The organism is Enterococcus avium ATCC 14025, assembly GCF_000406965.1.
GTDB classification, from domain to species: Bacteria; Bacillota; Bacilli; order Lactobacillales; family Enterococcaceae; genus Enterococcus_A; species Enterococcus_A avium.
The window spans coordinates 91,152-113,504 of the sequence record NZ_KE136368.1; the positions used below are offsets into that span (position 1 = coordinate 91,152).

The 22,353-nt window shown below is 39.6% G+C and carries 22 protein-coding genes; all 22 read left to right on the forward strand.

Annotated elements, in window-relative coordinates; all coding sequences use genetic code 11:
* Positions 1 to 201: 201 nt before the first annotated feature.
* The 22 genes from OMU_RS21305 to OMU_RS21410 all read left to right on the forward strand — a co-directional run bounded on the left by OMU_RS21305 (position 202) and on the right by OMU_RS21410 (position 22,324).
* On the forward strand, positions 202 to 1,293 hold the full coding sequence (locus OMU_RS21305; RefSeq protein WP_016181917.1) for a hypothetical protein: 1,092 nt from the start codon (positions 202 to 204) through the stop codon (positions 1,291 to 1,293).
* Between the two features lie 470 nt (positions 1,294 to 1,763).
* Entirely contained in the window at positions 1,764 to 2,504 is a 741-nt protein-coding gene (locus tag OMU_RS21310; RefSeq protein ID WP_034876718.1) for a GntR family transcriptional regulator, read from the forward strand.
* Between the two features lie 3 nt (positions 2,505 to 2,507).
* Entirely contained in the window at positions 2,508 to 3,356 is an 849-nt protein-coding gene (locus OMU_RS21315; protein ID WP_016181919.1) for a class II aldolase, read from the forward strand.
* Between the two features lie 2 nt (positions 3,357 to 3,358).
* Positions 3,359 to 3,841: a PTS sugar transporter subunit IIA gene (locus tag OMU_RS21320; RefSeq protein WP_016181920.1), complete on the forward strand. Its 483-nt coding sequence runs from the start codon at positions 3,359 to 3,361 to the stop codon at positions 3,839 to 3,841.
* A gap of 17 nt (positions 3,842 to 3,858) precedes the next feature.
* Positions 3,859 to 4,146, forward strand: coding sequence for a PTS sugar transporter subunit IIB (locus OMU_RS21325; protein ID WP_016181921.1), 288 nt, complete (start codon positions 3,859 to 3,861; stop codon positions 4,144 to 4,146).
* A 1-nt stretch (position 4,147) separates the two neighbouring features.
* Complete coding sequence (locus tag OMU_RS21330; RefSeq protein WP_016181922.1) at positions 4,148 to 5,548, forward strand: PTS galactitol transporter subunit IIC; 1,401 nt, start codon at positions 4,148 to 4,150, stop codon at positions 5,546 to 5,548.
* Positions 5,541 to 7,073 (forward strand): FGGY-family carbohydrate kinase, encoded by a 1,533-nt coding sequence (locus OMU_RS21335; protein WP_016181923.1) that lies wholly within the window; start codon positions 5,541 to 5,543, stop codon positions 7,071 to 7,073. The genes OMU_RS21330 and OMU_RS21335 overlap by 8 nt, the downstream gene beginning before the upstream one ends.
* A 415-nt stretch (positions 7,074 to 7,488) precedes the next feature.
* Complete coding sequence (locus tag OMU_RS21340) at positions 7,489 to 8,325, forward strand: class II aldolase (protein ID WP_016181924.1); 837 nt, start codon at positions 7,489 to 7,491, stop codon at positions 8,323 to 8,325.
* 24 nt (positions 8,326 to 8,349) lie between these two features.
* Complete coding sequence (locus OMU_RS21345; RefSeq protein ID WP_016181925.1) at positions 8,350 to 10,251, forward strand: BglG family transcription antiterminator; 1,902 nt, start codon at positions 8,350 to 8,352, stop codon at positions 10,249 to 10,251.
* 167 nt (positions 10,252 to 10,418) lie between these two features.
* Entirely contained in the window at positions 10,419 to 10,832 is a 414-nt protein-coding gene (locus OMU_RS21350; protein ID WP_016181926.1) for a PTS sugar transporter subunit IIA, read from the forward strand.
* Between the two features lie 31 nt (positions 10,833 to 10,863).
* Positions 10,864 to 11,340, forward strand: coding sequence for a PTS sugar transporter subunit IIB (locus OMU_RS21355; protein WP_016181927.1), 477 nt, complete (start codon positions 10,864 to 10,866; stop codon positions 11,338 to 11,340).
* A gap of 454 nt (positions 11,341 to 11,794) precedes the next feature.
* Complete coding sequence (locus OMU_RS21360) at positions 11,795 to 12,559, forward strand: PTS mannose/fructose/sorbose/N-acetylgalactosamine transporter subunit IIC (protein WP_016181928.1); 765 nt, start codon at positions 11,795 to 11,797, stop codon at positions 12,557 to 12,559.
* Positions 12,552 to 13,382, forward strand: coding sequence for a PTS system mannose/fructose/sorbose family transporter subunit IID (locus tag OMU_RS21365; protein WP_016181929.1), 831 nt, complete (start codon positions 12,552 to 12,554; stop codon positions 13,380 to 13,382). The genes OMU_RS21360 and OMU_RS21365 overlap by 8 nt, the downstream gene beginning before the upstream one ends.
* An 88-nt stretch (positions 13,383 to 13,470) precedes the next feature.
* Positions 13,471 to 14,514 carry a zinc-dependent alcohol dehydrogenase gene (locus tag OMU_RS21370; protein ID WP_016181930.1) on the forward strand — a complete coding sequence of 348 codons (1,044 nt, stop codon included), beginning with the start codon at positions 13,471 to 13,473 and terminating at the stop codon, positions 14,512 to 14,514.
* 19 nt (positions 14,515 to 14,533) lie between these two features.
* Entirely contained in the window at positions 14,534 to 16,003 is a 1,470-nt protein-coding gene (locus OMU_RS21375) for a xylulokinase (protein ID WP_016181931.1), read from the forward strand.
* Positions 16,004 to 16,095: 92 nt separating this feature from the next.
* Positions 16,096 to 16,539 (forward strand): hypothetical protein, encoded by a 444-nt coding sequence (locus tag OMU_RS21380; RefSeq protein ID WP_233421633.1) that lies wholly within the window; start codon positions 16,096 to 16,098, stop codon positions 16,537 to 16,539.
* On the forward strand, positions 16,533 to 17,399 hold the full coding sequence (locus OMU_RS21385) for a class II fructose-bisphosphate aldolase (protein ID WP_016181933.1): 867 nt from the start codon (positions 16,533 to 16,535) through the stop codon (positions 17,397 to 17,399). The genes OMU_RS21380 and OMU_RS21385 overlap by 7 nt, the downstream gene beginning before the upstream one ends.
* Positions 17,400 to 17,718: 319 nt before the next feature.
* Positions 17,719 to 18,840, forward strand: coding sequence for an aminotransferase (locus tag OMU_RS21390; RefSeq protein ID WP_016181934.1), 1,122 nt, complete (start codon positions 17,719 to 17,721; stop codon positions 18,838 to 18,840).
* Between the two features lie 157 nt (positions 18,841 to 18,997).
* Entirely contained in the window at positions 18,998 to 20,080 is a 1,083-nt protein-coding gene (locus OMU_RS21395) for a helix-turn-helix domain-containing protein (RefSeq protein WP_016181935.1), read from the forward strand.
* A 198-nt stretch (positions 20,081 to 20,278) separates the two neighbouring features.
* Positions 20,279 to 20,719 (forward strand): GAF domain-containing protein, encoded by a 441-nt coding sequence (locus OMU_RS21400; protein WP_016181936.1) that lies wholly within the window; start codon positions 20,279 to 20,281, stop codon positions 20,717 to 20,719.
* On the forward strand, positions 20,712 to 21,695 hold the full coding sequence (locus OMU_RS21405) for a sensor histidine kinase (RefSeq protein WP_016181937.1): 984 nt from the start codon (positions 20,712 to 20,714) through the stop codon (positions 21,693 to 21,695). The genes OMU_RS21400 and OMU_RS21405 overlap by 8 nt, the downstream gene beginning before the upstream one ends.
* Complete coding sequence (locus OMU_RS21410; protein WP_016181938.1) at positions 21,692 to 22,324, forward strand: response regulator transcription factor; 633 nt, start codon at positions 21,692 to 21,694, stop codon at positions 22,322 to 22,324. The genes OMU_RS21405 and OMU_RS21410 overlap by 4 nt, the downstream gene beginning before the upstream one ends.
* Positions 22,325 to 22,353: the final 29 nt, after the last annotated feature.

Here is a 22,353-nt window from a genome sequence, read left to right on the forward strand (position 1 = left end):
TGTTGATTATTTTTAGAAGTTATCTGAGAAATCTCGTTTTCTGTTTTAGCAATCATAATAAGTCGACTTAAATAAGAATGACAAGTTACTAATAATGTTTCTTTGTCAAAGCAAGCTGGATTTCCATTTTTCTTCATTTTGTTTCATAATTATGATGACTAAGAAAACGGATACTCGGTGAGTGGAAAGGAAGCGAAATACATGGAAATGAAGCAGCTGACAAGGAGACAACTTTTTACAGTCAAAAAAAGAGAAAACCTAGAGAAAAAAGTGTGCAAATTCTGGGAAGAGACCGGAAATGTAGATCTAGTAATAGAATACATTATCGCGATCATCTTAAGAAATGCATTGGTGGTTAGTGATTTTTCACTACCTTGCAAAGACCTTGTTCGTGAGCTGCTTTTTCATGCTGAGCCGAGTGAAACGCTTAAAAAGTTTTGTCCATTCTTGAAGGATTATGTGGAAGAATCTGAATGGATCACGGTTATTAAACGTCTGTTTAAAACTGAAACAAATTATTATAAAGCAACCAAAAAGATCCGAATCTATGAGAGCTACTTGAAAAACAAAGGGACTGCTGAAATTACTGAAAAATACGATAGCTTTACACTTATCTCTTACTTTGAAGATGAAAGTGGGAAGAAACATACCTGGAAATTGAGAGACGTTGATCCAAGTAATACTCTTGAAGAGACGAAGCGCATGCTTGGCATTCTGACAAAAATGACAATTTTTAAAAAGGGAGATATACGCCAATTTGCAAAATTCTTAGATTGCGAATGCCGAGGGACCACTACGCTTTATAGTACACGAGCACCTAAAGAGCAAGAAGCAAAAGAAGTTGTTGTTGAACCTCAAAAAATAAAAGCGGTTACAGATGCAGAGTCAGATCTATTGAAGGGCTACGACCTTCATTTGCTGAATAAGGAACAGCTGATTACATTAATCAAAAGCTTACTAAAGGAAGCAGAAGCGATAATGCATGAAGCGGAGCTCGGTGAGGTAAGTGAAGAAGATTTTGACATGTTACCTTACAATAAAGTAATCTCGCAGAAAACGAGACTAAATGATCGAATTGTTCCGGATACTTCTGATAAAGAGCGGAGATCATCTAAGTCTAATCAATCTGAACCAGAAAAAGGCGAAGAAATATCGGCTTTAGTGGCAGCTGAAGCCAAGATGGAACCATCTCTCAAAAAGCCTACTGAAAAACCACCAAAATCCAACAGCGCACCCAAAAAGAAGTATACAAAAACGGAGCGGGCGCTACTGAAAAGATTTAGCAAGGTATAGAAGAAATTTTTATATCCTTTTTTCAAGGGTTATTTGTCATGGACATAGCGATTTCAGTTATGGTAATAAAGATTGATTGTATTGCTTTTGGGATTTTAAGGAGAAGTGTGTCAAAAAAAGAACTGCAAATGAAGAGTCGAATATTCATTGGATAATCCAGCATGAAAATCTGACAGATCCTGAGATTACAGCTTTTGCTGATTAAAGAATTAGGCGACTGATTTTCCTACACATAAAGATTCACGAAATTTTAGATAAATATTAAAGATGCGGAATTAGCTATGATAAGGCAATTCCGCATTTTTTTATTTTCACTTAACTTTATTTTTAAAAAGAACTTTACAATTTCAGTGATACCGGTTACAATCAACTTGTACCTACTTGTACACGCTAGTCCAAACTTGTACATTGATGATTACACTTGTACATTCTTGTTTCTAGTTGTACAAATGAATGCAGGAGGTGATCAAATGATCATTAATAGAGAAGTTTCAAAGCCGGTTTATCTTCAGGTAGCAGATTATTTGCGGAATAATATTTATTCTGAAGAATGGGGAAAGGGGGAACAGATACCGTCAGAAAACCAGATAATGAAGTCTCTGGAAGTAAGTCGAGGCACCGTGAAAAAAGCAGTTAACATGTTGGTTGAAGAGGGATTGTTATACCAGATTCAAGGAAAGGGAACCTATGTTACAGAAGACAACATCTCTTATTCATTGGGTAAAGGTCTTCTATCCTTTGCAGAATCATTGGAGGGACAGAAATTAGCTTATGAAACGAAGGTCATCACTTCTGAATTTCGTAAGGCAACAAAAGAGATCGCTTCAAGGTTGAAGATTGCTGTTGGTGAAGAGTATTTGTACATGAAACGGATTCGGTTTGTTGAAGGGGAAAAAGTCATGTTGATTGAAAATAGGATCAACAGTCGCTTGTGCCCAGGTGTTGAGGAACATGACTTTAATAAAGAAAGCTTATTTAAAGTGATGGAAGAAATCAGCGGCAAACGGATTGGTTACTCTGAAAGTAGATACGCAGCCAGAGTAGTAGGTGAGAAGCGTGGAAAAGAATTAGAAGTTTCCCCTGATTCTCCAGTATTGCATCTGGAACAATTAGTCTATTTAGAAGGAGGTTTACCAGTAGAATTCGGAAATGTATGGCTGAAAGCGAACAAGTACTACCTTGGAACGGTACTTCAAAGGGAGGAAATGTAGCATATGCCGTTAGTAAATGGTTACAGATTATTAGACATTATTAAAGAAAGAAAAGTAATTGCGGGAGCGTTCAATACGACCAATCTCGAAACAACTGTTGGAATTTTAAAAGCGATTGAAGAAAGTGGGATTCCGACATTCATTCAAGTTGCCCCAACCAATATCACGTTAGCGGGCTATGAATATATTGTCGATATGGTTTCTCGCTATGCAGAGAATATGGATACTCCTGTGGCTCTGCATTTAGATCACGGAAAGAAGTTTGAGGATGTAAAAATGGCCACACGTGCTGGGTTTACTTCGGTGATGATTGATGGTGCCTCGTATGATTTTGAGGAGAACATTGCTTTTACTAAGAAGGCGGTTGATTTTGCTAAAGGATATGGAATTCCGGTCGAAGCAGAATTAGGCGCCATACTAGGAAAAGAAGACGATCATGTTAGCGAAGCCGATTCGAAAACAAATCCTGCCCAAGTCAAAGAGTTCGTGGAACGAACTGGGTGCGATATGCTGGCTGTTTCAGTAGGTAATGTTCATGGATTAGAGGATGAACCGCGTATTGATTTTGACTTATTAAAAAAAATCAACGAAGTTTCACCAGTGCCTTTAGTTATTCATGGCGGATCGGGGATTCCAGATGAACACATCCAACGAATGGTAGCATTTAATGTTGCTAAAATAAATATTGCCAGTGACTTACGTCAAAGCTATATCAAGAGCGTTGGAAAAGCCTATGAAGAAAACAATAATGAAGCAAATTTGATCAAAGTATTGCAAAATGCCGAGGATGCTGTTTTTGAGACTGTTTATGCCAAAATTTTGAGTATGAACGCTGCCACTGTGGAGGTTTAAGAATGACTGAATCATTAACAAATATAGAATCATTGACCAATGAAAAGAATATCTTTGTGAATATGGAAGTGGCGGATTTTCCTGAACTCATCCATAAAATCGCTCAGCCCTTAATTGAAGATCAGGACGTGGTCGTTGAGTTCCCTACACAGGTTATCAAACGAGAAGAAGGATTCTCAACAGGCTTGCCTACAGAACCGATTGGTGTGGCTATCCCTCACACAGATGCAAAATATGTGAAGAATAATCGCGTGACGATTGCTACGTTAAAGAATCCAATCAAAATGGAAGTGATGGGTGGCATGGATGACGAGAAAATCGACGTATCGATTGTTTTCTTATTAGCATTAGGACAATCAAACAAGCAATTAAACATTTTAAAGAAATTAATGGGTATTTTGCCGGATGCTGAGTTATTGAAAAAAATCAAGAACGGCACTAAAGAAGAAATCTATCAACTTGCAAAAGATGAAATTGGACTTTAGAAATAGGAGGAAGAAAAATGGCTAAAAATTTATTATTTGTATGTGCGACGGGAATTGCGACTTCAACAGCGGTAACGGAGAAGGTAATGGAGTTTTTAAAAGAAAAGAATATGACAGATGTGAATTATTCACAAACCAATGTTGCTTCTGTTCAACAAAATTCTGACGAAGCTGATTTAATTGTCTCAACAACTAAAATTCCTTATGAATTAGAAACGCCCGTCATCAATGGCTTACCATTAATCACAGGCATCAACGAAGAAAAAGTATTGAACGCAATTTATGAGCAGCTAAAAGGAGAATAATATGGAGAATATGACAAAAACATTATATGACGTTGTACAGTATGTTCTAGGTTTTGGACCAACTGTTATGTTGCCATTAGTATTGTTTGTCTTAGCGTTGATCTTCAAAATAAAACCGGCAAAAGCGCTCCGCTCTTCTCTCACAGTCGGGATCGGTTTTGTCGGGATTTATGCAATTTTTGATATTTTAACAAATAATGTAGGCCCCGCAGCGCAAGCCATGGTAGAACAAACGGGGATCAATCTTCCAGTAGTTGACTTAGGTTGGCCGCCTTTATCAGCAATTACATGGGGATCACCGATCGCACCATTTGTTATTCCAATGACGATGCTCATCAACATTATCATGTTGGCAATTAACCAAACAAAAACAGTCGATGTCGACATGTGGAATTACTGGCATTTTGCACTTGCAGGGACACTTGTTTATTATAGCACAGGTAGTTTCTGGTTGGGAATTCTAGCCTCAGCTTTAATCGCTATTATTGTCTTAAAAATGGCAGACTGGGCAGCACCATTAGGGGAAGAATACTTTGGTTTAGAAGGAATTTCTCTGCCAACTGTTTCTTCGATTACCTTTTTCCCAATTGGACTAATTGGAAATAAAATTATTGATATGATTCCGGGAATCCGAAAAATCGATATCAATCCTGTCAGTATTCAAAAACGTTTTGGTATTTTTGGTGAACCAATGATGGTAGGAACGATTTTAGGCTTACTATTAGGTGTGGCAGCTAGATACGACCTTAAAGGAATTCTGACAATGGGGATCAGTATCGGAGCAGTGATGTTTATCCTGCCAAGAATGGTTCGTATTTTGATGGAAGGATTGTTGCCGATTTCAGAAGCGATCAAAAAATTCTTGAATAATCGCTATCCGGATCGTGATGATCTTTACATCGGACTGGATATCGCAGTAGCTGTCGGAAATCCAGCGATTATCTCTACAGCGTTGCTATTAACACCAATCGCAGTTATTTTGGCATTTGTTTTACCAGGAAATACGGTGTTACCTTTAGGTGATTTGGCGAATTTAGCGGTAATGGCTTCAATGGTGGTTTTGTCCACTAAAGGAAATGTCTTTAGAGCAGTATTGATCGCCATTCCGATCATGATTGGGGATCTATATATTGCCTCAGCGGTTGCTCCATTTATTACAGGCATGGCTAAGGATGTAAATTTCAGTTTCCCAGAAGGATCAAGCGGACTGGTATCAAGCTTCTTAGATGGCGGAAATCCTTTAAGATATTGGATTTTACAGATCTTTAATGGCAATCTCATTGCGTTGATTCTGATTCCTGTGATAGGAATAGTCTTGTTCTGGATTTACAAAGTGACCTTCAAGCAAACTCATTTAATCGATGAGACTTCTGCACCAGAAGGGGAGTCATTGAATGGCTAAGGAGCTTTCCATTACAATTGATATCGGAACGACGAATTCGAAAGTGTCACTTTTTGAAATAGCTAGTGGGAAATTAGTTTTCCGTGAGAGCTTTCAAACAACCAAGAAAGTCGATGAATATGGAGAACTGTTCGACTTGTCTGAAATCTGGGATCGATTGTTGGAAATCTTAATCAAAATTGTTTCTGCTAATTCTGGAAATATTGATTCAATCAATATTTCCAGTGTTGGCGAGGCTGGAGTTTTAGTTGATACCGATGGACAGGTAGTGACACCCTTGATTGCCTGGTATGATAAACGGGCGGCAAGCTATGTTTCTGAGTTGACGCAAGAACAAAAGCAAACGATTTACCAGATTACTGGCTTACCAGCTCATTCGAATTACAGCATTCCGAAAATTAAATGGTTGATAGATCGGCTTGAATTGATTGGTCAAAAGTATACTTGGCTAAATGTGCCTGATTTAATTAGCTATTTTTTAACGAATCAGATGAAGACAGAATTTTCGATGGCAAGTCGTACGATGTGCTTTGATTTGCAAAAACGTGAGTGGTCAACTGAGATTTTGGAAATGTTTGATTTACAGAAATTGATCAGATTCCCGCCAGTTATTGAATCAGGTGGAATCATCGGATATACGACAACGAGCACGATAAGTGAATTGAACAAGGAGAACATCTCTGTAAGAATCGCAGGGCACGATCATATGGTCGGTGCGCTAGGAATCAACCTTCATGATAAAGATTTATTGAATTCTACAGGAACGACCGAAGGATTACTTCTGATTGATGATCATCCTTTTTTAGAAAACAAATCGTTTCAGGAATCTTTGTCAAATGGCATTTTTACTAATCCTAACTATTACACGTTGTTTTCCTCGATGCCAACGGGCGGCAACGCTTTTGAATGGTATCAAAAATTCTTTTCAATCGATCAAAAGGAGTTTGAACAAGATTGTCGGAAATTGTATCAACGATATTTATTGAATCAAATTTCTTTGAAGGATCCAGTGATCTTGATTCCCCATTTAAATGGATCGGGAGCACCATTTAAAAGTGGAAAATCCCGTGGGCTAATGTATGGTATTAGTTTGGAGACACGCCGAGAGGATGTTTTGCTGGGAATTATTTTAGGTCTCTGTCTTGAAATGAAATATGTAGCAACCTGTTTTCCACTAGAACAAGTGAGACGTGTTGTTGCTATCGGACCTGTTGTAAAGAATCCTTTATGGGTCCAGTTGAAGGCAGATGCGTTAAATAAGGATATATCTGTTGTAAAAATTGAAGAGGCGGTTTCTTTCGGGGCATTGAAGGCGACTTACAAAGATTTTGATTATGAACTGGATTATCAAGTTGTGTCGGCAAATCCAAATCAAGTACAAGCATTTGATCAATTATTAGATAAGTATTCTTATTTGTATGAATCGAAACGTTTTCTGGTCGATGATAATTTTCCTCAAAGTTATTTTGATAGTAGAGACATTCAGAATCGATACAGTGATACAAAGGAATTTTTCTTTAGCTAAAAAAAGGAGCTCGTTGAGTTCCTTTTTTTAGCTATTTTGTTTCAATTCATATCAAGGAATTTCGTAATGAATATTCACGGCACTATAATTTTGAGATAATCAAATGGTACGCCTACTGTTATGGTCAACAGTAAAAAAAGAGATTTTTTAAACTATTCATAGTTGTCATTAATTGAAGCTTGCTTTAGCAACGATAATTGCATGATCGTTCCTGCAACTTTTTTGTTACCAATGGCGCGAACTTTTGTGGAAGATGCTAAAAAACTGGATAAATAAGTAATGGTCATGATTATCTGGATCGCAGGGATTGACTTGTACAATTAATTGCATGATTGATCCTGCAGAAAGTTCGGCTCCAAGCTCTCTTCTTTCATTATATGATTCAGGTAGTAAGAGAGAAAGAAGGGCACACAACATGCAATTAGTAAATGGTTTTAAGTTGATGGATTATGCAAAAGAAAATGGTTTAGTCTTAACTGCATTCAACACAACCAATTATGAGCTTACGGCAGGAATCATTCGCGGCTATCAGGAAAAAGGCTTAGGAGGATACATTGCTATTTCATCGAGTAATTTGAAGCTTTCTAATCCAAAGATTATCGCTGACATGGTTAAATCAGCAATGAAAGAAGCATCTGTTCCAGTTGCCTTGCATTTGGATCATGGAAAGAGCTTTGAAGACGTGAAGGCGTGTATTGAAGCGGGATTCACTTCGATTATGGTAGACGCGTCACACCTGCCATTTGAAGAAAATATTGAAGAAGTTCGACGAACGGTTGAGTATTGTCATTTTTATGGAATACCGGTGGAAGCGGAGCTAGGAGCGATCGGTGGTAAAGAAGATGATCATATTTCTGAAGAAGATGCGAAAACCAATCCTGAAGATGTCAAAGAGTTTGTTGAGCGGACCAGCTGTGATTTGTTGGCGGTATCGATTGGAAATGTGCATGGGATGGATCTGACTCCGAATCTAGATTTTCCATTGTTAGAGAAAATTGCGGCACGATCATCGGTTCCGTTAGTCTTGCATGGTGGTTCGGGAATTCCTTTTGATCAAGTTAGAAGAGCGAAGCAGCAAAATTTGATTAAAGTAAATTATGGTTCCGATCTTCGTCAGGCCTTTATCCGAACCTTTGGTCAAGCCTATGAAAGAAATCATAATGAATTTGATATTATGTCGCTTTCAAAACTGGCAATCGACAACGTCGAAGATCGAGTAAAAGCCATCATCACCGAGGTAAATGAGAAATAAGGTTAAAACAGGGAGGGAGATAACGTGTTAACAAAGAGACAAAAAGAAATGATTCAAGAATTTGAACGACACAGCCCCTCTTTTTTAACTGCTGACCATTTTGTAGAAAAATTTCAAGTAAGCATGCGTACAGTGCAATCAGATATAAAAAAAATACGAGAGCATCTAGCGACTACCCGATATGCTGAGCTGATCTCAGTGGCATCTAAGGGCAGTCAGTTGATCATCAAGGATTATACGGCTTTTCAAGTAAATAATCAGCAAAAAGAGATCATAAGTGAATCAAATCAATCAGATCGAGTAAGAAAATTGTGTGTATTACTGTTGAATCAGAAAAGGCCGATCAACCGTCAAAAAATTCTTGATCAGCTATTTATTGCTTCGTCAACGTTGAATATGGATTTAAAGGAAGCAGACAAGCTGTTGAGTAATTATCAGTTGAGTGTGGAGCGAAAACGAAATTCAGGGATTTTTATCAGTGGAAATGAATACGATAAAAGAAAATGCTTATTAAAATTGGGTCATCTGGATATCCATCAGGGTCAAAGCAATATGGAAACCGAAGAATCCTTCCGGCAAGAGATTGAGATGGTTTTAGTCAGTGTTCTTTTAAAGCATCATTTTCATATTTCCGAAACGCTTTTCCAAAACTTGATCGTCCATATCGAAATGGCGATCAAACGAATGAAAAGCGGCTTCTATATCGGTTCAGATGAATTTGGAGGAATCACGGACTTTGACTCAGAGATGGAGGTTTCGACAGAAATATTCCAGCGTTTGGCTGAACGTTCCTATTTCAAGGTTTCGCAAGAAGAAATTCTTAATCTGGCGATCTATATCAAAGGTAAAAGTGATTATGAAAATGACGACTATATCTCTGAAGAGGTCAATACCTTCATTCTTCATGCGTTGAAGGAAATCAATGAAAAATTTGATATTGATTTTCGTCAAGAAATTGATTTACGAATTTCATTAGCTTTACACCTGATGCCATTACTCACAAGAATTGAATATAATATTCAAAATGAAAATAAATTACTGGATCAAATCAAGCAATCCTTCCCATTAGGATTTGATATTGCTGCCTATATGTGTATGCTGCTGCAAAATACGATCGACAAGAAAATTGAAGAGGGCGAGATTGCTTATCTGGCAATTTACTTCAATCAATATCTAGCCAAATACAACGATATTTCCGGCAAGAAGCGGATTTTGATCATCACTAGCTTAAAACGCAGTGAAAGTATTCTTCTGAGGCAGCGCTTCGCTACCTGGTTCTCAAATGAAATTACGATATTGACTTTAGTGAACACCCATGAGGTTGGATTTCTGGATATTGAGGATTATGATGTCATTTTTACGACGGAGCAAACTGAATTGACTGATAAAATGGGGGCGATTTTGATCAGCTTTTTCCCTAGCGAACAAGAATACTCCAAAATCAAATTAGCCATCGATGGCTTCAATGACAAATTTGAAATCGTCAATCTGTTTGATGAAGCACTTTTTCGATATGGTCATTTTACCAACAAGAAGGAAGTCTTGGATAAGATTTGTTCTATCTCTGTTTCAAAAGTTGGCGATAAGGTTTTTCAATTAAGAGAGGCAGTTGAACTAAGGGAAGAGATCGGCAGCAGTTATTTTGGAAATGGTATTGCATTGCCCCATCCGATCAATCCAATCCTTGCGGAAACGTTTGTGTCAGTCATTTTACTGAAGAATGAACTTGATTGGGATTCAGATGGGAACAAGGTGCATTTGGTCATGTTAGTTGCGATTGAAAAAAATAATGCCAAGGTGTTTCAATTATGGAACTATCTAGCAAAAATCATTCAGGAAAAAGGATTTGTTGATCGCGTCATCAAAAATCCGACTTTTGAGAATTTCCGAGAAAATCTTTCTCAGCTCTTGGATGAATACATTTAGTAGAGACTAGGATATCCGTTCTGCTTTTGCAGGTTGCGACAAAAGAAAGTGAAATCTTTGGTTACAAGAGTTGTTGTACCAGCGATTTAGCAGAATGATCTACGTGGTGAAACTCAATTTTTATTTTGAAAAAATAAGTACATTAGACATGAAGTAGGAGGATGAACATGAAATATATTTTTGTGTCACATGGTGATCTCGCAAAGAGTATTTTAGAAAGTGCCCAGATGATCGTTGGGGAACAGACAGAGGTTAAGGCTTTTGGCTTGTACCCAAAGGATGATATCGGCGGTCTGAAGGCTAAAGTCAAACAAGCAATTGAAGAATTTGGCGGCGGAGGGGATATTATTTGTTTCACCGATCTATTCAGCGGCAGTCCATTTAATGCGGTGGTTGGATTGATGGGCGAGTATCCGGTTCGTCACATTACCGGAATGAACTTGCCGATGGTGCTAGAAGCTTTTATGGCTAGAATGAATGAAACGAATTCAGCCGAGGATATCTGTGCCAAGCTGCTACGTGAAGCTCCTGCCACATTTATCGATGTCAATAATTATTTAGACGTAAATTTAGAAGATTAATACAAAAAACTGAAAAAAAGGAGCGAGTAATATGAAAAACATTGTTTTTGCGCGAGTAGATGATCGATTGATTCATGGGGAGGTGGTTACAGCTTGGACGCCTTCATACAGTATTAACCATATTATCATTATTGATGACATTGTAGCCAGCGACCCTTTCCAAAAAAGAATATTGAAAGCGTTAGCACCGACGAAGGTCAGAGTGGATGCCTTTACGACTGAAGAGGGAATCGAAGAGCTGAAAAAACCATTTAATGAAAAAGAACGTGTTTTACTCTTAACCAAGACACCAATCACGTATGCCAAATTGGTTGAAGGCGGGATTGATTTGCCGCAAGTAAATCTTGGCGGAATGGGGATTCGCGATGAACGAAAACCATTTATCAAAAATGTAGCATGTGATGAAGCGGAGGTGGAAGCGATCCGTCAGATGGTTGATAAGGGGGTCCATGTTTTCTATCAATTAGTACCTGAACAACGGTTAATTGAGATTACAAATTTATTATAAAATATCAGTCCAACTTTTCGCAGGATTAAAATGCGACGAAGAAAAAACAAACTGAGTAAATTAACTTGTCGAGAAGTATAGTTGGATGATATACGGCATGAAAATCGAACCTATTTTTGAAAAAATAGATACATTATTAAGAATAAGGATGTCAGTTCAACTATTCGCAGAATTAAAATGCGACGAAAAAAAACAAACTGAGTAAATTAACTTGTCCGGAAGTTTAGTTGGATGATATACGGCATGAAAATCGAACCTATTTTCGAAAAAAATAGATACATTATTAAGAATAAGGATGTCAGTCCAACTTTTCGCAGGATTAAAATGCAACGAAGAAAAAACAAACTGAGTAAATTAACTTGTCGAGAAGTTTAGTTGGATGATATACGGCATGAAAATCGAACCTATTTTTGAAAAAAATAGATACATTATTAAGAATAAGGAGGAAAAATGTATGTCAGTTTTTCAAGCTTTTCTATGTGGGGTTGTTTATTTTCTAGCGATAGGAAATCTTCCCTTTGTTGGATTATGGTCATTACAAAGACCATTGGTATGCGGACTTATTACAGGAATTATTTTGGGTGACCCGCTGACGGGGGCAATGACAGGCGCTTCGATCAATTTAGTTTATCTAGGCTTTATTTCAGCTGGTGGATCAATGCCTGCTGATATGGCATTGGCGGGAATTTTAGGAACAGCCTTCGCCATCACAGGTGGACTCGATGCCAAAACAGCTTTGTCAGTTGCTGTACCGATCGGTTTGTTAGGAACAATCGTCTGGTATGGGCGAATGACCTTTGGTTCAATCTTTGTTCACGTGGCAGATAATTATATCGAAAATGGTGAATACAATAAAATTTGGCGAGCCAATGTCCTCTTTCCGCAGCTTTTGACCGCAGTAATCACGATCATTCCTTGTGGATTGGCGGCTTACTTCGGAGCGAGCTACATCTCAGGATTCATTGAGGCATTGAGCGGAACGGCTCTGACGATCTTCACAGTTATCGGCGGAATGATGCCGGCTTTAGGGGTTGCGATCACTTTGCAGTATATTTTTAAAGGAGAGGCGCGTGTCTTCTTGTTCTTAGGCTTTATTTTAGCGACTTATTCTAGTTTGGATTTATTACCATTAGGTGTGATCGCCGGATTAACAGCATTGATCTATGTACAAGCGACAAGCAATAAATCTGATTCAGAGGAGGACGAAATCTATGAGTAAAGAGGTAGAAGGAAGTGTTATTCGCAAAAAGGATCTAATTCGCTCTTGGCTGATTTGGGAAAATTTACCGCAAACCTGTTACAACTATGAACGGATGATGGGCCAAGCGGTTGCACATGTTTTCGTTCCTATTTCGAAACGTTTGTATAACGATGATCCGGAAAAGAAAAAAGAAATGATGAAGCGTGAAATTGAATTCTTCAATGTGCATATCGAATTTGGTTCTTGTATTATCGGGATGATCATTGCGCTGGAGGAGCAAAAAGCCAAAGGTGTTGCGATTCCAAGTGAGTTTATTACGAGTTTGAAGACATCATTGATGGGGCCGCTGTCGGGGATCGGCGATACGATTTTCCAAGGAGTTTTGATCCCAATCTTGTTAGCGATCTGTATTGATTTGACATTAAAAGGAACAATCTGGGGTTCGATCATTTACGCTGTTGCTATTATCGCGATCGCTTGGGGAATGAGTTATGCCAACTTCATGTTCGGCTATCGAGCCGGAGCAGATGCCGTCATGGACTTTCTCGAGAAGGGTCTGTTAAATAAGGTTCTGCGCGGCGCCGAAATCATGGGTTGTATGGTAATGGGCGGTCTGATTTCTAGTTATGTAAAAATGCACGTTGCCTTGAAGATCGTCAGCTCCACCACAACCTTTAAAGTTCAGGAACAGTTCCTGGATGCCGTGATGCCGAATATTTTACCATTTGCCTTTACTATGCTGATTTATTTCTTAATGAAAAAAGGCTGGTCTTCATTAAAAATCATTGGTCTGATCGTCGTTGTCGGAGTAGTTGCGGGCTTCTTTGGAATTTTAGGCTAAGCTATCGACCAGCTCAAACTATCAGCAAGTGTGGTTTGGGCTGGTTAACTAGATGAAAATATTACCTTAATAGGAATGAGGCTATGAAATGAAAGCAATTGTTGAAACAGGAATCAAGCAGCTGGAGATTCAAGAGCTGCCAATGCCGAAGATCGAAAAGGATGAAGTACTAATGAAGGTTAGAGCAAATGGCCTTTGTACCAATGATTTGCGCGATTATTTAGGCGACATGAAATATACCTATCCAAGAATTGGCGGTCATGAGTTTAGCGGAGAAGTTGTTGAAATCGGCAGCGATGTAAATCCTGAACATTTTGATGTGGGAGATCATGTCGTTAAATACATTATTCCAGCCTGCGGAGAGTGCCATTATTGTAAAACAGGGCGTGAGAATCTATGTATCGAGGTGTCAAAATCAACGACCTTCCAAAACCTTGATGGCATTTCCGGCTTTTTAGGGATGTCGCAATACATCGCCGTAAAAAGTCGCGATCTTTACAAATATCCGAAAGAGGTTCCTTTTACCCATAGTGCCTTTACCGAACCGTTGGCCTGTGTGGTAAACAGTGTTGAAAGGGCCCAGCTGATGTTCGGACAGGACGTGGTGATTATTGGTGGCGGAGTGATGGGACTTTTTCATGTCGTTTTGGCGAAATTGTCAGGAACGCGTGTGATTCTCAGTGAACCCAATGCTGAACGCAGGAAATTGGCGGAGGAATTAGGCGCGGACCTCACCTTTGATCCAACCAAGGTCGATGCTGTGAATTTTGTCAAAGAACATACAGAAGGACGCGGCGCGGAAGTTGTTTTCAATACTACGGCTCTTCCGCAAATTGCGAAACAGGCAATGGATTTTACAGCAACTGGGGGGCAAACCTTTATGTTCAGCTCGCTGCATCCGAATGAGCCCGTGCCGACCGATATGGGGGCGGTCCATTCTTATGAAAAGTTGATTACTGGAACAGTCAGTCCTAAAATACCAACCTTTTATCGTTCGGTTCAATTGATTGCAAAAGGAATCGTAGACGTAACACCATTATTAGCGAAGACTTTTGATTACACGGAGGCAGTTGAAGCCTTTGAATATGCGTTAAGACCAGATACATTAAAAACAATGATTACCTTTGATTAGAAGAAAGCAGGAGAAGAAAATGAGTGCATCTGTTTATGTTGGATTAGATATCGGCACCACATCGATTAAGGTAGCTGCTGTAACTAAGCAATTAGAAACGGTTTTTGAAAAGCAGTATGCCTATGACTACCTTGTCCCTCAGAAAGGCTGGACGGAGATTAAACCAGATACATGGGGCGAACTCGTGATAAAAGGCTTAAAAGAGCTGTTCCAACAGGTTCCTGCCGAAACGGTCGCAGGAATTGGAATTACCGGACAGATGCACACGACCGTGTTTGTTGACGAACACGGTCTTTCCGTTCGACCAGCCATTATGTGGAACGACAATCGTACAAAGAGCAGTTTATCAGAAATCAAGCAGCGTTTGGAAAGTAAAGCGGAGACGGTTCATCTTGCTAAAATCGTCTCGACAGGCAGTCCTTTAGCTAACTTATTATGGGTAAAAGAACACGAACCAGAGCAATATCAGCAGATCAATAAATTTCTGATTGCAAAAGATTATGTGAAATTGAAATTGACCGGCACCTATACCACGGACTATTGCGATGCGTCTACGTCCTCTCTTTATGATTTACATGCGGATTGTTGGTCTGAAGAGGTTCAAGAATTGTTTGATTTACCGAGGAGTTTCTTTCCCGATATTCGACCAGCATCGACGATTATTGGCGAGTTAACGAAGGAAATATGTCGGGAGTTGAATATCGAGAGCACCATACCAGTGGTTTCTGGAACCGGCGACAACGTGGCCTCCGTGTTGATTTCTGGAGGCTTCGAAAATATGCAGCCGCTGGTCTCATTAGGGACTTCAGGAGTGGTGGTAATTCCAAATGCTCATCATCAATTAAAGCAGATAGGCAAAAATGTTGTGGCCAAACTGACTGATGAGGATGAGGCAATCATTACGCAAGGAACGGTCCAATCTGGAGCGAAAATCAATAGCTGGTGGATGGAAAAAATTTTACGAACCAAGAACTACACAAAGGAACAAGAAGAAATTCCGTTAACGCTGTTGGGAGAAAACGAGGTGCTCTTCTTTCCCCATATGAATGGTGAAAAAACACTTTTTGCCGATCCCAATTTGAAGGGTGCTTTTATCGGACTGGGATTGGAGACAAGAAGAGCGGAAATGTATCTGGCCGTGCTGGAAGGATTGGCTTTTGGTATTCGTCAATTGTTTCTTTCACTGAAAAATGACGAAGCTCCGCAATATTTTACCATCGTTGGCGGTGGTGCCAAAAGCGAACTGTGGATTAAGATTTTTGCCAATGTTTTAGGCTATCCAATCAAGCGGATACAGACTTCGCAAGAGGCCGTCCACGGAGCGGCGATTTTAGCAATGATGGGTGTGGAAGGAAGCTTTGTTTTTCCGAAAAGTGATGCTCAGGTGATCCCTCCTGATCCAGTGATTAGCGCAAAGTACAACCAGCGTTACGAAAATTATCTAAAACTATCCCAACATTTACGACTTTTCGGAGGTGAAGAATCATGAAAGAGTGTTTGCTTTGCAGTGCCCCATTAAAGCTAATTAAATTCAAGTGTGCAGAAGGGCACGTCTGCAAAACTTGTTACGAGAAAGCCAGTATGAATTTTTCTCAGACAATCAAAAGGAAAACCAAAGCAGAGCTATTGGAAATTATGAAAGCACCTCTTGAAGAAAACAAAGAGGAGACATTTGAAATTTCACGAAGGATCAATCAATTAATTTTCTTCGATGATTACAACCAGCAGATTTGTCTGCCAAATCATAAAAAATATACCAAGGAAACGTTAAAACCAGAAGTCTATCCCTTTTCTGCGATTGTAGATTGCCAGCTTGTGGAGGAACAGATTGAAAGAGTGGTCAAGAAAAAGCCGCAGCAATTAGGCTGTATCAAAGTTGTTTTGACTTTCCAAAACGAGAGCCGGGATATTTGGCTGATCCCAAATTACATCAATATTGATAGCATGGCTTATAAAACGATGCGTTCATTGGCGAAAAATATTGTTGTCGAAGTCAATCAATCGAAGGAGGTCGTGGCATGTTAGTCGGATTGCAAGAGGTGTTAGTCAAAGCTAGAGCAGAAAAGCAAGCGATCGCAGCCTTTAATGTACCCAATTTAGAAATGATTCGAGCTGCAATTCAAGCGGCCGAAGAGGTAAATACGCCGGTGATTTTGCAGCATGCTGAGGGCCATGGTTCATTGATCTCATTAGAAGAGATTGGTCCGATCATGCTCCAATATGCTAAACGCAGCAAAGTTCCAGTAGTTGTTCACTTGGATCATGGAAAAAGCTTTGAGATGATTATGCAGGCGATGAAGCTGGGCTTTACTTCAGTCATGATCGATGCCTCAGATTTACCTTTTGAAGAAAACATTGCTCGCACCAAAGAAATTGTTAAAATTGCCCATAGTTTAGGCGTCAGTGTTGAAGCAGAGTTGGGTCATGTTTTTACCTCATCATTGGGCGGTGGCGAAGGACGCACTCCAGACGATGATCAAATTGGCGAAACAGATATTTATACTGATCCCAAGCAAGCCAAGGATTTTGTGGATGCGACTACTGTGGATTGTTTAGCTGTGGCTTTTGGTACGGTTCATGGTGTTTATTTGAAGGAGCCGAAATTAGATTTAGATCGAGTTAAGAAAATTTATGACGAAGTGAAAATTCCACTGGTTATGCATGGCGGCTCAGGGGTAGAAGCTAGTGATTATCGAACCGCGATAGAAAACGGCATCGCTAAAATCAATTACTATACCTATGCGAATCAAGCGGGCGCCGCTGCATTGAGGGATTACCTGAAGGCGGATAATCAGGATTATTTCTTGGAAGATTGTATTGAGGTTGCAACAAAAGGGTTGCGAGAAGATTATATGGAAGCGTTGAAGATTTTTAACGGAAAATAGAATGAGAAGATGAAACGGTGCGTAATCAGGAAAGGTGATTATGCACCGTTTTTCTTGAGTGATGAGGATTTCGAATTATTCTGCATCCACAGTAAAAGTAATACGGCGCCAGATATCCAGCCGCTCGTTTAATACATTTGTTCTGATTTTTTGAAGTAATGGGCTAACAAAGAACATTTTAGATTAAGCAAAAAACAGCTATCTTTACTGAAAAAATGAATTCTCTCTAGCTCCCCTGAACCATATCCTCTATAATAAAAAGATGATGAAATTTTGCTGATAAAAAAATCATCGAATGTGAGGAAAAGGGAGCGATCGAATGAAAATAGCGCCATTCAAAGTAGAATTATGGATGAATGAACATGAGGACAAAGCAATTTATAATACAGGAGAAACCTGCGTTGACTCCATCAGCATGGATGAGTTATTCGCGATTGCTGGATTAAATAAGCAGGAAGTGTTAAACGAACTGACGCAAAAGCGCCTGACTTATGGACATATTTTTGGCAATCCAAAGTTTAAAGAAGGGATTGCTTCCCTTTACGAAACAATCCAAGCAGAGGATATCACGACGACCCATGGCGCGATTGGCGCAAATCACTTGGTGCTCTATTCATTGGTTGAACCTGAGGATGAGGTAGTAGCTGTACTACCAACGTATCAGCAGCTGTATTCGATTCCGGCTTCTTTCCAAGCAACGGTGAAGCAGCATGTGCTGACACCTGAAAATAATTTCTTGCCTGACTTGACGCAATTGAGAAATCAGGTCAGTTCAAAAACGAAAATGATCATCATTAATAATCCTAACAATCCTTCTGGTGCTTTAATGGATCGTGGGATGCTGGAGGAGATTATTGAGATTGCTAGAGCAGCAGATGCTTATATTCTTTCAGATGAGACGTATCGCGGATTGACTCAAGAAGAGGTGGAGAGCCCTTCAATTGCAGATATGTATGAAAAAGGCATCAGTGTTAGCAGCATGTCGAAGGTGTGGTCGCTGGCTGGACTGCGATTAGGCTGGATTGTGACAAAAAATGTCGAAGCGTTAGAGCAGTGCTTGCTTCACCGTGATCATAATACTATCAGCTGCGGCATGATTGACGAGGAACTAGCTGCGATCGCTTTAGCAAATAAAGAAAAAATCTTGGCAAGGAATCTAAAAATCGTACGTGACAATTTGAAGATTTTAGATGAGTGGGTAGCAAAAGAACCCCACATCTCTTATGTAAAACCACAGGCAGGTACCGTGACACTGCTTTATTATGATTTTGATCTTCCAAGCAGAGAACTCTGTCTTGAGCTGATCGATAATTATGGCTTGCTGTTTACTCCTGGAGATTGTTTTGAATTTGAAAACTGTGTTCGGATCGGGTATGGCTGTAGTACAGAAGAATTGATTGCCGGTTTGAACAAATTTTCTGAATACTTGGCGACGATTTAAAATTTGAGAGCGTAATGATCTTTCTAAGGTCTTACGCTTTTTTGCTGTAGAAATAATCTTGTTGGTTAATAAAATCCTACAATTCGTTAACAACTGCTCCATTATCAATTACGACAAGCAATGGTACACTAAAGGTGATCAGAGAGGGGCGATTAACATGACGTTGTTAATGGGAAGGATTATCCAGAAGCTTAGAAAAGAACAGAATTTGACACAGGGGCAGGTAGCAGCAGCTTTAGGAGTCACAACTGCTGCCGTGTCGAAGTGGGAGACAGACAGTACCTATCCAGACATTTCCTTATTAGGCCCGTTGGCACGATTGTTGAAGACGAATGTGGATCAGCTAGTCAATTTTAAGAAAGCATTGAGCGAGCTGGAAGTAGCGAATTTTGAAAAAGAAGCCCGAGCTATTTTTGAAACAGGTGATAGTCAACAGGCAATGGACTTTTGCGACGCGCTGCTGAAAGCCTATCCTAGTGATGACCTGTTACGCTTTCGCCTAGCTTCAGTGTATATCTTCTATCTGAACGCTTCTTCTGAGGAGAGTCAGATGAAGCATCAACTTCATGAAGCAATTCAATCATTTGAGGGGCTTCGAACATCGGAAAATCTTGAATTGAAGCAAGCCTCTCTGCATGTTTTGGCAAGCCTCTATTTGATGGATGAGCAGTTAGCCAAGGCTGAAGTGGTGATCGAGGAATTACCACCAGTAAATCAAGATCCTCGAATGATGAAGACAACTATTCTATATAGAAGGGAAGCCTATGAGGAATCTTTGAAGCTGAGTCAGCTTTGTCTATTCCAAGAATTACGAGATGCTAGTCTGAATCTTTATCACATAGCAAAAGTCGCGCGTAAGCAGAAGGAGTATGAAAAAGCGATTGAAATTGTTGAAATTGGTATCGAAATGGATAAACTGCTTCATATTGATCAGATTTCTGGCACCAATGCCAATTACTATTTGTTTAAAGCTGAAATTTTAGCGATTCAAGGAAAAAACGATGAAGCACTAAAGGAATTAAAAAAATTTATCCCTGCTTTAAAAACAGCCTTTGCATTGAAGAATCCAAGAAACGACCTTCTATTCAATCAAATTGCGTTGAAGGACTCCTCCGTTTCCACCCAATATATCGCAGAACGAATGGCTGATTTAATTGAACAATCTGAGGAATTTTATCCATTGTTGGAAGACCTGCGATTTTCAGCATTATTAACTGAACTGAGAATGCTGAAGGAATAGATTACGAATCTGGAGGGTTGGATAACTAATTATCCATTCTTTTTAACGTACTAAAAATCCTATCACTTTCAAAGTATCGCCTCCTTAGTCGAATAATCATTTTGGATATAGGGTTATTGCCAAGACTTTGGTATGATAATAGTGAAATTATGAGCGAATTTTAAAAGGAAGAAAAAATAAGGAATTGGAGTAATCACTATGGACACCATTCAAAAATGGCTGCAAACGCATCAGAAGCGACTAGCGTGTGATTTTGCTGGGATTGCATGTAATGTAGCGACAGACGATAAACCAAAGGAGATTCGCTGGATTTATGTAGCGGGGAATCAAAGTGAGGCCTATAAAAAGATTCGATTGCAAATCGGCAGAGGTATTGCTGGATTGGTTTGGAAAACAGCACGAACACAATTAGATGAGAATATACTAGAGCAGCCAGAAAAGCTGATTGATTATCCAATTGCCAGACTAGAAAAATTACAGGTCGCCTTAGCAGCTCCGGTAATCAAGCGCAAAGAAGTGGTGGCGGTCTTGTTGCTGGGCTATCGCCAAAATCATCAGTTTACTAGGACTGAAAGAGAACAATTGGAAAAGCTGGCAAGTGAATTGAGCGAACTGTTCGAGGAGGATCAGGATGATTGAATTTCCTTTATCATTGTTTCAACGTATCCAAGAAGCGCTATGGCTTTTAGATCAATCCGATCAGGTGTTGGCGGTTACACAATTAGCCAAGCAGATTGAAACAAATTATCGATTTAGCTTAAAAGCAATATTGGAAATTAGTCGAGGGGAAGGGTGCGCGCTGCATAGCACAAAAGAAGAGTGCTTAAATTGTTCATTGCCAGGAAAAATATCTCCGTCCGGATTTCCGTTTGTCTTAATCGATTGCAATGGAAAACAAGAAGAGTTCTGGGGAAGCCTACAATCTGATGGTAAGCAGAGAATTTTGCAAATTCAAGCACGGCCAACTATTTCTACCGAGACCTCCTTTTTTGATTACTTAAATAATGCGCGTGAGTATGAACGAAAGAAAATTGCTCAAGATTTGCATGACGGTATTGCTCAAAGTGTCTACAGCTTGATGCTGGAAACGCGAGGATTAAAATGGTTGTCTTCCGATGCCCAGATGGAGAAATTAAAAGGGATCGATCGTCATTTTTCAGAGGTTCTAACTGAAATTAAAGAAATGGCTAGTGAATTACGGCCAATGGCGATTGATGCCTTTGGACTTGTTCACGCATTGGAGCAGTTTGTTGAGCGAACCAGTGAAATGACCGGTTTTGAAATAAATCTGTTGCGTGAAGGTGAAGAGCAAACCATGAATGAAACCACGCGAATAACCATTTACCGAATTATTCAGGAAGCAGTCAACAACGCGATGAAGTACTCAGGTGAAAATCAAATGACTGTTCGGCTTTCGTTTCAGACTGAAGATTTGCTAGTTGAAATAAAGGATCACGGAATCGGATTTGAAGGAGAGCATAAGGAAAAGGGATTTGGTCTGGCAAATATGAAGGAGCGTGCCCATTCAATTAATAGCAAGTTAACCATTTACGCTAGGCCAAACCAAGGAACGTGTATCAAACTTCATGTTCCTCTGAAGGAGGAGATAAAGTGAGAATTCTTATTGCGGATGACCATGCGATGATTCGTAATGCTTTGGCATTTTTAGTGAATGCTCAGCCGGATATGGATGTGGTGGCAGATGCCGCAGATGGACACGAGGCCTTTATGCTGGTTGAAAACAACCCAATTGATATTCTTTTAATGGATATCAGCATGCCTCCTGGTGAGAACGGTTTATTGACTGCTAAACGCATCAAGGAAACCTTCCCGCAGGTTAAGGTGATTATTTTGACCATGTATGATGATCGTTCCTATGTGCAAGAGGCGATGAAGGCGAAGGCTGATGGATTTATTTTAAAGACAGCAAATGACGAGACCTTGACAAAAGCGATTCGAAGCGTTTATGCTGGCAAGCGATACTATGATGGCTACACGGAACAGGAGTTAGGCGAGATTACGTTAGAGAAAGAAGATCCTTTGTACGCCAGCTTGTCTAAGCGTGAGAAGGAGATTTTGCCACTGATCGCCCTAGGAAATAATAATAAGCAAATCGCCGAACGGTTATTCATTTCCGTAAAGACAGTAGAGGTCCATAAGGCAAATATTCGAAAAAAACTGAAATTGGAAAGTTACGCGAGTCTATTACAATACAGCTTAAAAAATCATTTGATTGATTTCTAAAAAAAAGGAATTGTTTGGAGCCTGCGTAA

Coding starts and splice junctions, on each gene's coding strand:
- OMU_RS21305 (WP_016181917.1), top strand. CDS start 202: ATGGAAATGAAGCAGCTGACAAGGAGACAACTTTTTACAGTCAAAAAA.
- OMU_RS21310 (WP_034876718.1), top strand. CDS start 1,764: ATGATCATTAATAGAGAAGTTTCAAAGCCGGTTTATCTTCAGGTAGCA.
- OMU_RS21315 (WP_016181919.1), top strand. CDS start 2,508: ATGCCGTTAGTAAATGGTTACAGATTATTAGACATTATTAAAGAAAGA.
- OMU_RS21320 (WP_016181920.1), top strand. CDS start 3,359: ATGACTGAATCATTAACAAATATAGAATCATTGACCAATGAAAAGAAT.
- OMU_RS21325 (WP_016181921.1), top strand. CDS start 3,859: ATGGCTAAAAATTTATTATTTGTATGTGCGACGGGAATTGCGACTTCA.
- OMU_RS21330 (WP_016181922.1), top strand. CDS start 4,148: ATGGAGAATATGACAAAAACATTATATGACGTTGTACAGTATGTTCTA.
- OMU_RS21335 (WP_016181923.1), top strand. CDS start 5,541: ATGGCTAAGGAGCTTTCCATTACAATTGATATCGGAACGACGAATTCG.
- OMU_RS21340 (WP_016181924.1), top strand. CDS start 7,489: ATGCAATTAGTAAATGGTTTTAAGTTGATGGATTATGCAAAAGAAAAT.
- OMU_RS21350 (WP_016181926.1), top strand. CDS start 10,419: ATGAAATATATTTTTGTGTCACATGGTGATCTCGCAAAGAGTATTTTA.
- OMU_RS21355 (WP_016181927.1), top strand. CDS start 10,864: ATGAAAAACATTGTTTTTGCGCGAGTAGATGATCGATTGATTCATGGG.
- OMU_RS21360 (WP_016181928.1), top strand. CDS start 11,795: ATGTCAGTTTTTCAAGCTTTTCTATGTGGGGTTGTTTATTTTCTAGCG.
- OMU_RS21365 (WP_016181929.1), top strand. CDS start 12,552: ATGAGTAAAGAGGTAGAAGGAAGTGTTATTCGCAAAAAGGATCTAATT.
- OMU_RS21370 (WP_016181930.1), top strand. CDS start 13,471: ATGAAAGCAATTGTTGAAACAGGAATCAAGCAGCTGGAGATTCAAGAG.
- OMU_RS21375 (WP_016181931.1), top strand. CDS start 14,534: ATGAGTGCATCTGTTTATGTTGGATTAGATATCGGCACCACATCGATT.
- OMU_RS21380 (WP_233421633.1), top strand. CDS start 16,096: ATGAATTTTTCTCAGACAATCAAAAGGAAAACCAAAGCAGAGCTATTG.
- OMU_RS21385 (WP_016181933.1), top strand. CDS start 16,533: ATGTTAGTCGGATTGCAAGAGGTGTTAGTCAAAGCTAGAGCAGAAAAG.
- OMU_RS21390 (WP_016181934.1), top strand. CDS start 17,719: ATGAAAATAGCGCCATTCAAAGTAGAATTATGGATGAATGAACATGAG.
- OMU_RS21395 (WP_016181935.1), top strand. CDS start 18,998: ATGACGTTGTTAATGGGAAGGATTATCCAGAAGCTTAGAAAAGAACAG.
- OMU_RS21400 (WP_016181936.1), top strand. CDS start 20,279: ATGGACACCATTCAAAAATGGCTGCAAACGCATCAGAAGCGACTAGCG.
- OMU_RS21405 (WP_016181937.1), top strand. CDS start 20,712: ATGATTGAATTTCCTTTATCATTGTTTCAACGTATCCAAGAAGCGCTA.